At 60.3% G+C, this 13,263-nt stretch carries 9 protein-coding genes; 6 read left to right on the plus strand and 3 right to left on the minus strand.

All coding sequences use genetic code 11. The features are described from left to right. Positions 1–9: 9 nt before the first annotated feature. Both gbdR and ACXX83_RS22705 read right to left on the minus strand, forming a co-directional pair. Complete coding sequence (gene gbdR, locus ACXX83_RS22700; RefSeq protein ID WP_007975492.1) at positions 10–1,113, minus strand: choline metabolism transcriptional regulator GbdR; 1,104 nt, start codon at positions 1,111–1,113, stop codon at positions 10–12. Between the two features lie 523 nt (positions 1,114–1,636). Continuing rightward, positions 1,637–3,013 (minus strand): L-serine ammonia-lyase, encoded by a 1,377-nt coding sequence (locus ACXX83_RS22705; protein WP_007995657.1) that lies wholly within the window; start codon positions 3,011–3,013, stop codon positions 1,637–1,639. Between the two features lie 435 nt (positions 3,014–3,448). Between ACXX83_RS22705 and ACXX83_RS22710 the strand changes: the two genes are divergently transcribed. From ACXX83_RS22710 to choV, 3 genes are all read left to right on the plus strand, one after another. Then, positions 3,449–4,396, plus strand: a complete 948-nt coding sequence (locus ACXX83_RS22710; protein ID WP_015097149.1) for a choline ABC transporter substrate-binding protein — start codon at positions 3,449–3,451, stop codon at positions 4,394–4,396. A gap of 77 nt (positions 4,397–4,473) precedes the next feature. Continuing rightward, positions 4,474–5,319 carry a choline ABC transporter permease subunit gene (gene choW, locus ACXX83_RS22715; RefSeq protein ID WP_041474967.1) on the plus strand — a complete coding sequence of 282 codons (846 nt, stop codon included), beginning with the start codon at positions 4,474–4,476 and terminating at the stop codon, positions 5,317–5,319. Then, on the plus strand, positions 5,316–6,494 hold the full coding sequence (gene choV, locus ACXX83_RS22720) for a choline ABC transporter ATP-binding protein (RefSeq protein ID WP_015097151.1): 1,179 nt from the start codon (positions 5,316–5,318) through the stop codon (positions 6,492–6,494). The genes choW and choV overlap by 4 nt, the downstream gene beginning before the upstream one ends. Before the next feature lie 255 nt (positions 6,495–6,749). Here choV and ACXX83_RS22725 read toward each other — a convergent pair whose 3' ends face one another. Further along, positions 6,750–8,690: a BCCT family transporter gene (locus ACXX83_RS22725; protein WP_458550224.1), complete on the minus strand. Its 1,941-nt coding sequence runs from the start codon at positions 8,688–8,690 to the stop codon at positions 6,750–6,752. A 381-nt stretch (positions 8,691–9,071) separates the two neighbouring features. On the opposite strand from ACXX83_RS22725, the gene betI reads away from it, so the two are divergent. From betI to betA, 3 genes are all read left to right on the plus strand, one after another. Continuing rightward, a complete protein-coding gene (gene betI / locus ACXX83_RS22730; RefSeq protein ID WP_007975486.1) occupies positions 9,072–9,665 on the plus strand; it encodes a transcriptional regulator BetI in 594 nt (197 codons plus the stop codon). Positions 9,666–9,725: 60 nt separating this feature from the next. After that, entirely contained in the window at positions 9,726–11,198 is a 1,473-nt protein-coding gene (betB, locus tag ACXX83_RS22735) for a betaine-aldehyde dehydrogenase (protein WP_458549668.1), read from the plus strand. 180 nt (positions 11,199–11,378) lie between these two features. Continuing rightward, the gene (gene betA / locus ACXX83_RS22740) at positions 11,379–13,079 is read left to right on the plus strand and encodes a choline dehydrogenase (protein ID WP_217836577.1); all 1,701 of its coding nucleotides are present in this window, start codon (positions 11,379–11,381) and stop codon (positions 13,077–13,079) included. Positions 13,080–13,263: the final 184 nt, after the last annotated feature.

A 13,263-nucleotide genomic window follows, 5' to 3' on the forward strand; every position in this document is an offset into this window, starting at 1 on the left:
CGCCTCGGTTTAAAGCCTTACACTGGCAAACGTCGACTCATTACGCGCCTGGCTCAACGCCGACAACGGCCCGGACAACGGCGACAGCACCAAGGCTTGCGGCAACGGCATCATCGCCACTTGCTGGGTAGTGTTGGAGCCTACGCGCTCGTCACGCGGCGGAATGCCGAAGTATTCGCGGTAGCACTTGGAGAAGTGCGGCGTGGACACGAAACCGCACACCGACGCCACTTCGATGATCGACATCGGCGTTTGCTTGAGCAGTTGCCGGGCGCGGATCAGGCGCAGCTTGAGGTAGTAACGCGACGGCGAACAGTGCAGGTATTTCTGGAACAGGCGCTCGAGCTGACGACGGGATACCGCGACATAGACGGCCAGTTCGTCGAGATCGATCGGCTCTTCGAGGTTGGCTTCCATCAGCGCAACGATTTCCTGCAGTTTTGGCTGATTCGTACCGAGCATGTGCTTGAGCGGCACACGCTGGTGATCCTGCTCGTTGCGGATGCGCTCGTAGACGAACATTTCCGAAATGGCCGCCGACAGTTCACGGCCGTGATCGCGGCTGATCAGGTGCAGCATCATGTCCAGCGGCGCGGTGCCGCCGGAGCTGGTGAAACGGTTACGGTCGAGAGTGAACAGGCGGGTACTCATGGCCACCCGCGGGAAAGCTTCCTGCATGGCTGCCAGGCATTCCCAGTGCACGCTGCAATCGAAGCCGTCGAGCAGGCCGGCGCAGGCCAGGGCCCAGCTGCCGGTGCACACCGCGCCGAGGCGGCGGGACTGGCGGGCCTGGCTTTGCAGCCATGACACGTGTTCACGGGTAACAGTGCGTTGAATACCGATACCGCCGCAGACGATGACGGTGTCCATTGGCGGAGCTTTGTGCATGGAGGCGTCGGGGGTGATCTGCAGGCCATCACTGGCCCAGACCTGGCCGCCATCGACGGTGAGGGTGGTCCAACGGTACAGCTCGCGACCGGACAACTGGTTGGCCATGCGCAGGGGTTCCACTGCGGACGCCAGAGAAATCAGCGTGAAATTGTCCAGCAGCAGAAAGCCGATGGATTGAGGCGCACGGTTCTGGGGTTGGGCCCCGGAGTTGAACGTCGTCATCGCGGTATCTCCTCACACAAAGCGGGTGATGGCCTCAGGCGGAGGCTCTTGTTATTGCCGGCGTTCTCGCGTGGGAGACGGGCTTTGTAATGACAGAGCAATTGCCGTGCCTAAATTTGAATGCACGTTCAATAACTCCTAAAAACGACGTCGGAATGTGTCTATATATGTCTTGCAAGATGTGGGGATTTAAATGGCCATCAGGACTGGCAAGCGCCCCGGCTCACGAGCGGTGAGCAATTCGGTAGCACTTGTGGGAACAGGGCTGAAACGATCCCGGAAAGAGTGTCACCGCAGGCACGGGGTGACGGGCGGTCAGGGTCGGTTTCGATCCCTGACCTTGAGGTCATGATTTACCTGTTTGCGACGCGCCAAAAGGTGGCATGTGTTGTTGCAGGTGTTCACTTAACGCGCAATTTTGACTGGTCTGGCCCCTTCGCGAGCAAGCCCGCTCCCACATTTGGAATGCGTGCCCCTGTGGGAGCGGGCTTGCTCGCGAAGAATGCGACTCGGTGTTACTGACTCAACACTCCACCGCACTGACCGCCAACCCACCCCGCGATGTCTCCTTATATTTGTCATGCATGTCGGCACCGGTATCGCGCATGGTGCGGATTACCCGATCCAGCGAAATAAAGTGCTGGCCATCGCCCCGCAATGCCATCTGCGCAGCGTTGATCGCCTTCACCGCTGCAATCGCGTTGCGCTCGATGCACGGCACCTGGACCAGTCCACCCACCGGGTCGCAGGTCAGGCCGAGGTTGTGCTCCAGACCGATTTCCGCCGCGTTGCATAGTTGCTCTGGCGTGGCGCCAAGGATTTCCGCCAGCCCGGCGGCCGCCATGGCGCAGGCCGAACCGACTTCGCCCTGACAACCGACTTCGGCACCGGAGATCGAGGCGTTCTTCTTGCACAGGATGCCCACCGCCGCCGCACCGAGGAAGTAGTCGACGACATTGGCGTCGGTCACAGCCTCACTGAACTTCATGAAGTAGTGCAGCACGGCCGGAATGATCCCCGCCGCGCCGTTGGTCGGTGCCGTGACCATGCGCCCGCCGGCGGCGTTTTCTTCGTTGACCGCCAGGGCGAAAAGGTTGACCCATTCCATGGCGCTCAAGGTCGAGCCAATCACGTTGGGTTTGTTCAGCTCCTGCAGGCTGCGATGCAGCTTCGCAGCGCGGCGGCGCACGTTCAGCCCGCCGGGCAGGATGCCTTCGTGTTTCAGACCCTGTTCGACGCAATCCTGCATGGCGCGCCAGAGCTTCATCAGACCGCTGCGGATTTCCTCTTCGCTGCGCCAGACTTTCTCGTTGGCCATCATTAATTCAGCCACGCGCAGGTTGTGCTTCTTGCACAGCTGCAACAGCTCGGCGGCGCTGGAAAAGTCATAAGGAAGTACGGTGCGATCCAGATCCACGACACCGCTGGAAGCTTGCGCCTCATCGACGACAAAACCGCCGCCGACCGAATAGTAGGTGTCGCGATGCAATTCACCGTCATCGCCTTCGACAATCAGGGTCATGGCGTTGGGGTGGAACGGCAGGTTTTCGTCGATAAGGCGCATGTCCCGAGCCCAGACGAACGGCACCGACAGGCGACCGTCGAGCAACAGCGTGTGGGTTTCGCGCAGTGCCTGGATACGGATGCCGATTTGCGACGGATCGATCGCATCCGGCCACTCGCCCATCAGGCCCATGATCACCGCGTTGTCGCTGCCGTGGCCGATGCCGGTGGCCGATAACGAGCCAAACAGCTGGACTTCGACACGCCGCACCTGTTCCAGCAGACCCCGCTCGCGCAAGCCCTGCACAAACAACGCCGCCGCCCGCATGGGCCCCACGGTGTGCGAACTGGAAGGGCCGATGCCGATTTTGAACAGGTCGAAAACACTGATAGCCATGACTGCCGAACTCCTGAATGGGCCCACTGCGCACGCCAAAGCGCAGGGTGACGGAGCTGCTACGCTCAAGCTGCAATCCGCCGAGATGGCCGCATCATCAAGCTTTTATCCAGTTGTTCGACGTCTCTAACCGACGCACTCATGCCCACCAGCGCCGCGTGTCTTTTACGCCGTGTTTTCGCCGTTTTTTTGCGGTTCAGAGCGGGAAAAAGGGCTGAAAAAATCTGTAAACGACGTCACCGACACTGGATGCGACCATCCCTGTACTGGATACGACGCACCCTGTAGGCGTCAGATTTTCACTGGTACATGATCGTATCGACTCGATTGCAAGGCGCCGTGGTAGAGCTGTCTCCAGAACGCCATCCAACCGCAACCTATAAGTGCGGTGGTCCAGTCGGAACACTGCCAAAAAAAACACCAAGGAGTCCATCCATGAAAGGTTCCCCGTCGTTGTTGTTGGCCGCCATGCTTAGTCTGCCGGTTCTGGCGCAAGCCGCAGAACCGGCGCAGTGCAGTACCGTAAACTTCTCCGATGTCGGCTGGACCGACATCACCGCGACAACCGCGACGACCAGCGTCGTGCTCAACGCCCTCGGCTACAAGACCAAGACCACCATGATTTCCGTGCCCGTGACCTACAAGTCGCTGGCCGATGGCAAGAACATGGACGTGTTCCTGGGGAACTGGATGCCGACCATGGAAAACGACATCAAGGCCTACCGCGATGCCGGCACCGTGGAAACCGTGCGTACCAACCTCAAGGGTGCCAAGTACACCCTCGCCGTCCCTCAAGCGCTATACGACAAGGGGCTGCATGACTTCGCCGACATCGCCAAATTCAAGAAAGAGCTCGACGGCAAGATCTACGGCATCGAGCCTGGCAACGATGGCAACCGCCTGATCCAGTCGATGATCGACAAGAACGCCTTCGGCCTCAAGGACGCGGGCTTCAAGGTCGTCGAGTCCAGCGAAGCAGGCATGCTGTCGCAGGTCGACCGCGCGCAGAAACGCGACACCGCCGTGGTCTTCCTCGGCTGGGCGCCGCACCCGATGAACAAGCGCTTCAAGATTCAATACCTGACCGGCGGCGACGATTTCTTCGGCCCCGACTTTGGCGCCGCCACCGTGGCGACCAACACCCGCAAGGGCTACGCCGAGGAATGCAGCAACGTCGGTCAGTTGCTGAAAAACCTGGAGTTCACGGTCGACATGGAAAGCGAACTGATGGGCAACATCCTGGACGACAAGATGAAGCCTGACGCGGCCGCCAAGGCCTGGCTGAAAAAGAATCCACAGGTGCTCGATACCTGGCTCGCTGGCGTGACCACCATTGACGGTAAACCGGGCCTGGAGGCCGTGAAAGCCAAACTGACGCCTTGAATTAGGGAGCATCGCTTATGCCGGACGGCCCACGCCGTCCGGGCTGTTTATTTCCTTGCATGCGGACGTTCACTACCATGCTGATTGATCAGAAAATACCTCTAGGCCAGTACATCTCGGGCTTCGTTGAATGGTTGACGCAACACGGCGCCAACACCTTCGACGCAATCGCCGTGACACTGGAAACGATGATCCACGGCGTGACATTTGCGCTGACCTGGTTCAACCCGCTGGCGCTGATCGGCCTGATCGCTCTACTGGCACACTTCATTCAACGCAAATGGGGCCTGACCGCGTTTGTCGTTGCCTCCTTTCTGCTGATCCTCAATCTGGGGTATTGGCAGGAAACCATGGAAACCCTCGCCCAGGTGTTGTTCGCCACCCTGGTCTGCGTGCTCATTGGCGTGCCCCTGGGCATCGTCGCCGCGCACAAGCCGATGTTCTATACTGTAATGCGTCCGGTACTCGATCTGATGCAGACCGTACCGACCTTCGTGTACCTCATTCCTACCCTGACCCTCTTCGGTCTGGGTGTGGTCCCGGGCCTGATTTCGACGGTGGTGTTCGCGATTGCCGCGCCCATCCGCCTGACCTACCTGGGTATCCGCGATGTTCCGGAAGAATTGATGGACGCCGGCAAGGCCTTTGGCTGCTCCCGGCGTCAGCTGCTCTCGCGAATCGAACTGCCCCACGCCATGCCAAGCATCGCGGCAGGCATCACCCAGTGCATCATGCTGTCTCTTTCGATGGTGGTGATCGCGGCACTGGTGGGCGCCGATGGTTTGGGCAAACCGGTGGTCAACGCACTGAACACTGCTGATATCGCCCTGGGCTTCGAAGCAGGCCTGGCGATCGTACTGCTGGCGATCATGCTCGACCGTATCTGCAAACAACCCGACGCCAAGGTAGGGGGTGACGCATGAGCATTATTCGCTTCGATAACGTTGACGTTATCTTCTCCAAAGATCCACGCGAGGCGCTCAAGCTGCTGGATCAGGGCATGACCCGCAACGAGATCCTGAAAAAGACCGGGCAGATCGTCGGTGTTGAAAAAGCCAGCCTGGATATCGAAAAAGGTGAAATCTGCGTACTGATGGGCTTGTCCGGTTCCGGCAAGTCCAGCCTGCTGCGCTGCATCAACGGCCTGAACACCGTCAGCCGTGGCAAGTTGTTCGTCGAACACGAAGGCAAGCAGATCGACATCGCCTCCTGCAGCCCGGCCGAACTGAAAATGATGCGCACCAAACGCATCGCGATGGTGTTCCAGAAGTTTGCCCTGATGCCTTGGCTGACCGTTCGCGAGAACATCAGCTTCGGCCTGGAAATGCAGGGTCGGCCCGAGAAGGAACGACGCAAACTGGTGGACGACAAGCTTGAGCTGGTGGGCCTGACCCAGTGGCGCAACAAAAAACCCAACGAGCTGTCCGGTGGTATGCAACAACGTGTGGGCCTGGCCCGTGCCCTGGCGATGGACGCCGACATCCTGCTGATGGACGAACCGTTCTCGGCACTCGACCCGCTGATCCGCCAGGGTCTGCAGGACGAACTGCTGGAACTGCAACGCAAGCTGAGCAAGACCATCGTGTTCGTTAGCCACGACCTCGACGAAGCCCTGAAACTGGGCTCCCGCATCGCGATCATGAAAGACGGCCGGATCATCCAGTACAGCAAACCGGAAGAAATCGTCCTCAACCCTGCGGACGACTACGTGCGGACCTTCGTGGCCCACACCAACCCGCTGAACGTACTGTGCGGCCGCAGCCTGATGCGCACCCTGGACAATTGCAAACGCATCAACGGTTCGGTGTGCCTGGATCCAGGCGGTGATTCGTGGCTGGATCTGGCTGAAGGCAACACCATCAAGGGCGCTCGCCAGAACGGGTCTGCGCTGGACTTGCAGAACTGGATACCGGGTCAGGCCGTTGAAGGCCTGGGTCGTCGACCAACCCTGGTGGACTCGAACATCGGCATGCGCGATGCGCTGCAGATTCGTTATCAGACCGGCAACAAGCTGGTGCTGCATGACAACAACAAGGTGGTGGGGATTCTGGGCGACAGCGAGCTGTATCACGCACTGCTCGGCAAGAACCTGGGGTAAGGCAACAGACACAAAAACGCCGCGAGAGAATCGCGGCGTTTTTGTTTATGGGGTATCGGGTCAAACAGCTTTGCTGCTGATGCCCCCTTCGCGAGCGAGCCCGCTCCCATATGTACGGTGAACAACCTGTGGGAGCGAGCTTGCTCGCGATGAGGGCTTAACATTCAACATGAGTGTTGACTGTCCCTCCGCTATCGCGAGCGAGCTCGCTCCCACAGGGATTGCGGTGCATTCCGTACACCGCAGACCCAAGCTTTAGCTATAAACCCGGCCAAGCAGTTGCCGATGGCTTTCAAACTGATCGAGCACGTCACGGGTGATCTGATCTTGAGTGAAACCCATCAAGTCGTAGTCCTGGCTACCGTTATGCAGGTAAACCTCGGCGCGATAGAAACGCTGACGCGCCTCATCGGACTGTGCCGATTCAGTCGGCGTGGCCAGGTAACCGTCCAGGCTGACTTCGTAGACAAACGGGTTGCCCTCTTCCATCTCGACGCGCACGCCCATGCAACGCTTGGACTTGCCCAGCAGCGTCTGAACCTGCAGGCCTTGAGCACGCATTTGCGCCGTCGCATCTTCCAGTGCCGGGCTCACTTGCTTGTCCATGAAGCGCTGCACCACCGACTGGCTCGGCTGCAGGTCCAGCTGGGTCAAACGCTCGCTGAAACCACGACGACCGCGTGCCGCCAGTTCCGCTTGCTCCTGTTCGATCTGCACGTCCTGGCGCATGGCCTTGTGCAAGCCGAACATGAAGAACACCAGCACCACCGAGAACGGCAGACCAGCCAGTACCACCATGGTTTGCATGGCTTCGAAGTTACCGGCGAACAGCAGGCCGATGGTCACCAGGGTGATCACCACCGACCAGAAGATCCGCAGCCAGTGCGGCGCGTCTTCATCGACGGTACCGCCCTTGCACGACAGGTTGGCCATCATCACCGCGCCGGAATCCGCCGGGGTCAGGAACAGCACGAAACCAACGAAAATCGATACGCCGATCACCACCTTCGACGCCGGGTAATGCTCAAGCAACTGGTAGATCGCCATGGATGGCTGTTCCAGCGCCGTCTTTCCAAGCTCCACCGCCCCATGGTTCATCACCAGGTCCAGGGCCGAGTTACCGAAGATCGACAGCCACGCCAGGGTGAAGCCCAGCGGAATCAGCAGTACGCCGGCCACCATTTCACGCACCGTGCGACCACGGGAAATACGTGCGATGAACATGCCCACGAATGGTGCCCAGGAAATCCACCAGGCCCAGTAGAACAGGGTCCACAGGCCCAACCAGCGGTCGGACTTCTCGGTGTCGCCTTCATACACATAGAGGTCGAAGGTCTTCAGCACCACGCCGTTCAGGTAATCGCCGACGTTCTGCACGAAGCCGTTGAGCAGGTGCAGGGTCGGGCCGAACAGCAGGACGAAAATCAGCAGGCCGCTGAACAGCACAATGTTCAGGTTGGACAGACGACGGATGCCGTTTTCCACGCCCGACACAGCGGCGATGGTCGCCACCGTGCTCATCACAATGATCACGATCAGCAGGTTGGTGTTGCTGTGCTCCATGCCGAACAGGTTTTCAAGGCCCGACGACACTTGCAGCGAACCAATCCCCAGGTTGGTCACCAGACCCAGCAGGGTCACGAACATGCCGAATCCGTCCACCGCATGACCGGCCGCGCCCTTGACCCAACGCTCACCCACCAGCGGATACAGCGCCGAACGCAACGCCAGCGGCTGGTTATGGCGGTAGGCAAAGTACGCCACCGCCAAGCCGACCAGTGCATAAATCGCCCAGCCGTGCAGGCCCCAATGCAGGAACGTCAGTTGTACTGCCTGACGTGCCGCGAGGTTACTGGCGGCCACGCCTTCCGGCGGGTTGAAGTAGTGGTCCAGCGGTTCGGACGCGCCGAAATACAACAGCGAGATGCCGATACCCGAGGAGAACAGCATCCCCGCCCAGGCGCCGTAGCTGAAGTCCGGGGTGTCGTCCTTGCTGCCCAGCTTGAGTTTGCCGTAAGACGAAAACGCCAGGCCGACGACGAAAATCAGATAGGCGGCAATCACCACCATGTAGTACCAGCCGAAGCTGCGGGACAACCAGGCTTGCGCCGTACCCAGCATTCTGCCGGCCTCTTGCGGGGCGATGATCAGAATGGCGGTCAACAACAGAATCAACGCGGTAGAGGTGTAGAACACCCAACCGTTGACCGACACCTTCTGCGGTGGGGTCTTTATTAGCGAGGCAGAACTCATGGCACAGATGCTCCGGGCAGTGCGAGAGAAGAACGCAAGGCAAACGAGTTACCCGACCAATCGGTTAGTGGGCAGCCGACCGGCGGGTGATATAAAGACACCCCGAAAAAAGCCCGAAACCCCTGGAGCGCCACAGCGCGTAGGTTTCGAGCAGTTTCGGAAGTCATTTTTTCCGCCGCTACATGTTGGGAAAATCTGTAGGCAGCGACGATTTGTCGCAGATCTTATTCTTTGTTGATTGAACGTTCAATCAAAACAAAATAGACTGGCCTTCAAGCCGGTAGTCGTTTGACGTCTGCCGGAAGGCCTAAGGAGATGTGCAAGATGCCCAAGGTCGGTATGCAACCCATCCGTCGCCAGCAGTTGATCGAAGCCACATTGCTGGCGGTCGATCAGGTCGGAATGGGGGACGCCAGCATTGCGCTGATCGCCCGTTTGGCCGGTGTCTCGAATGGCATCATCAGTCATTACTTTCAGGACAAGAACGGCCTGATCGCTGCCACGGCGCAGTACCTGATGAGTGTCCTCAGCGAGAACGTCACCGCGCGCCGTCAGGCGCTGACAGATGCAAGCCCGCGGGCGCATCTGCAGGTGATCATCGAAGGCAACTTCGACGCCAGCCAGGTCAATGGCCCGGCAATGAAAACCTGGCTGGCCTTCTGGGCCACCAGCATGCACCACCCGTCTTTGCACAGGTTGCAGCGGATCAATGATCACCGTCTGTATTCCAACCTGTGCTGCCAGTTCCGCCGCGTACTGCCGCTCGACGATGCGCGCAGTGCAGCCCGTGGCCTGGCAGCCCTCATTGACGGTTTGTGGTTGCGCGGCGCGCTGTCGGGAGATGCTTTCGACACCGGGCAGGCGCACCAGATCGCTTACGAATACATGGATTTCCAACTGGCCAAGCAGGTGAGTTAGAGCACACAGAACGCTCAACCACCGGACCGCGCCAATCACTGATGCACTTGCGAGGACTTTATGGCCCGTTTCGAATTGCAAAAACTCTACATCGATGGCGCTTACTCTGACGCCAGCAGCGACGCCACTTTCGAAGCCATCAACCCGGCTAACGGTGAAGTCCTCGCAAAAGTACAACGTGCCACTAAAGAAGACGTCGAGCGCGCCGTCGTCAGCGCCGAAAAGGGCCAGAAAATCTGGGCTGCCATGACCGCCATGGAGCGTTCGCGCATCCTGCGTCGCGCCGTGGAAATCCTGCGTGAGCGCAACGACGAACTGGCCGCCCTGGAAACTCTGGACACCGGCAAGGCGTACTCCGAAACCCGCTACGTTGACATCGTCACCGGCGCTGATGTGCTGGAGTACTACGCAGGCCTGGTTCCGGCCATCGAAGGCGAGCAGATTCCGCTGCGCACCACCTCGTTCGTCTACACCCGTCGCGAGCCGCTGGGCGTTGTGGCCGGTATCGGCGCGTGGAACTACCCGATCCAGATCGCCCTGTGGAAATCCGCGCCAGCCCTGGCAGCCGGTAACGCGATGATCTTCAAGCCAAGCGAAGTCACCTCACTGACCACCCTGAAACTGGCCGAGATCTACACCGAAGCCGGCGTGCCAAACGGCGTGTTCAACGTCCTGACCGGCAGCGGCCGTGAAGTCGGCACCTGGCTGACCGAGCACCCGCGCATCGAGAAAGTCTCGTTCACCGGCGGCACCGACACCGGCAAGAAAGTCATGGCCAGCGCTTCGAGCTCTTCGCTCAAGGACGTGACCATGGAACTGGGCGGCAAGTCGCCGCTGATCATCTGCGACGACGCCGACCTCGATCGTGCTGCCGACACCGCGATGATGGCCAACTTCTACAGCTCCGGCCAGGTCTGCACCAACGGCACCCGCGTGTTCGTACCGGCCCACCTGAAAGCCGCTTTCGAAGCCAAGATCGTTGAGCGCGTTGCGCGCATCCGTGTCGGCAACCCTGAAGACGAAAACACCAACTTCGGCCCTCTGGTCAGCTTCGCCCACATGGAAAGCGTGCTGGGCTACATCGCCAAGGGCAAGGAAGAAGGTGCACGCCTGCTGTGCGGCGGCGAGCGTCTGACCGACGGCGAATTCGCCAAAGGCGCCTTCGTGGCCCCGACCGTGTTCACCGACTGCACCGACGACATGACCATCGTCCGTGAAGAAATCTTTGGCCCGGTGATGGCGATCCTCACCTACGAAACCGAAGAAGAAGTGATCCGCCGTGCCAACGACACCGAATTCGGCCTGGCCGCCGGTATCGTCACCCGCGACCTGAACCGCGCGCACCGCGTGATTCATCAACTGGAAGCCGGTATCTGCTGGATCAACGCCTGGGGCGAGTCCGACGCGAAGATGCCGGTTGGCGGCTACAAGCAGTCGGGTGTCGGCCGTGAGAACGGCATCAGCTCGCTGAACAACTTCACCCGCATCAAGTCGGTACAGGTCGAGCTGGGCGATTACGTCTCGGTGTTCTAAGACCCGAGACCTGTATTGCTCGCGAGGGCCTCTTCGCGGGCAAGCCCGCTCCCACAAGGGACCAGTGGACACAGATTCTGTGTACACCAGAGATCAAATGTGGGAGCGGGCTTGCTCGCGAATCGAGTGCACAGCACTCGCCGAGGCCCGACCTGACCACCATCAAAGAGGGTGCATTCAATGTCCCAAGAATTCGACTACATCATCATCGGTGCCGGCTCCGCCGGTAACACCCTGGCGACCCGTCTGACCGAAGACGCAGGCGTCACCGTCCTGCTGCTCGAAGCCGGCGGCCCGGACTACCGTTTCGACTTCCGCACACAGATGCCGGCCGCCCTGGCGTTCCCGCTGCAGGGCCGTCGCTACAACTGGGCCTACGAAACCGATCCAGAGCCACACATGGACGGTCGTCGCATGGAGTGCGGTCGCGGCAAGGGCCTGGGCGGCTCTTCGCTGATCAACGGCATGTGCTACATCCGCGGCAACGCCATGGACTACGACGGCTGGGCGAAACTGCCAGGCCTGGAAGACTGGTCGTACCTGGACTGCCTGCCATATTTCCGCAAGGCGGAAACCCGCGACATCGGCCCGAACGACTACCACGGTGGCGACGGCCCGGTCAGTGTGACCACGCCGAAAGCCGGCAACAACCCGCTGTTCCACGCCATGGTTGAAGCCGGCGTGCAGGCCGGTTACCCGCGCACCGAAGACTTGAACGGCTACCAGCAGGAAGGCTTCGGCCCGATGGATCGCACCGTGACACCGAAAGGTCGTCGTGCCTCCACCGCCCGTGGTTACCTGGACGTCGCCAAGAAGCGTTCGACCCTGACCATCGTCACCCACGCCCTGACCGACAAGATCCTGTTCGAAGGCAAGCGTGCGGTCGGCGTGCGTTACCTGGTCGGCGACGCTGAAGAGCGCGTTGAAGTCAAAGCACGCAAGGAAGTGCTGCTGTGCTCCGGTGCCATCGCTTCGCCGCAGATCCTGCAACGCTCCGGCGTCGGCCCGGCCGAGCTGCTGAAAAAGCTCGACATTCCGGTGGTCCACGACCTGCCGGGCGTCGGTGAAAACCTGCAGGATCACCTTGAGCTGTACCTGCAATACGCTTGCACCCAGCCAGTCTCGCTGTACCCGTCGCTGCTCCTGCACAACCAGCCGGCCATCGGTGCCGAGTGGCTGTTCAACGGCACCGGCATCGGCGCCAGCAACCAGTTCGAAGCCGGCGGCTTCATCCGCACCCGTCCGGAATTCGAATGGCCGAACATTCAGTACCACTTCCTGCCGGTGGCGATTAACTACAACGGCAGCAACGGTGTGAAAGAGCACGGCTTCCAGGCGCACATGGGCTCCATGCGTTCGCCAAGCCGTGGGCGCATCCAGGCCAAGTCCAAGGACCCACGCCAGCACCCGAGCATCCTGTTCAACTACATGGCCACCGAGCAGGACTGGCAGGAGTTCCGCGACGGCATCCGCCTGACCCGTGAAATCATGCAACAGCCGGCGCTGGACGCTTTCCGTGGTCGCGAGATCAGTCCCGGCATCGAGGTGCAAACCGACGAGCAACTGGACAAGTTCATCCGCGAACACGCCGAAACTGCGTTCCACCCGTCCTGCTCGTGCAAGATGGGCACCGACGACATGGCCGTGGTCGATGGCGAAGGTCGTGTGCATGGCATGCAAGGCCTGCGGGTGGTCGATGCCTCGATCATGCCGATCATCACCACCGGCAACCTGAACGCACCCACGATCATGATGGCCGAGAAAATCGCCGACAAGATCCGTGGTCGCAAGCCATTGCCGCGCAGCACAGCCACTTACTATGTGGCCGGTGATGCACCGGTGAAGGGCAAGCCGGTGCGGGAAGTGAGCCAGACGGTGTAAGGCGTTACATCGCGTCACGGCCATTCGCGAGCAAGCCCGCTCCCACAGGTTTCGGGTTGGATTGCAGATTTGTGATCCAGCCAGGACTACTGTGGGAGCGGGCTTGCTCGCGAAGAGGCCCGGCCAGGCAACACCTCTCTCCCGGCAATCACTCGCAAGTCCGATCCAAACTTGATCCTCCCCC

It is taken from the genome of Pseudomonas sp. GNP012 (genome assembly GCF_054343835.1).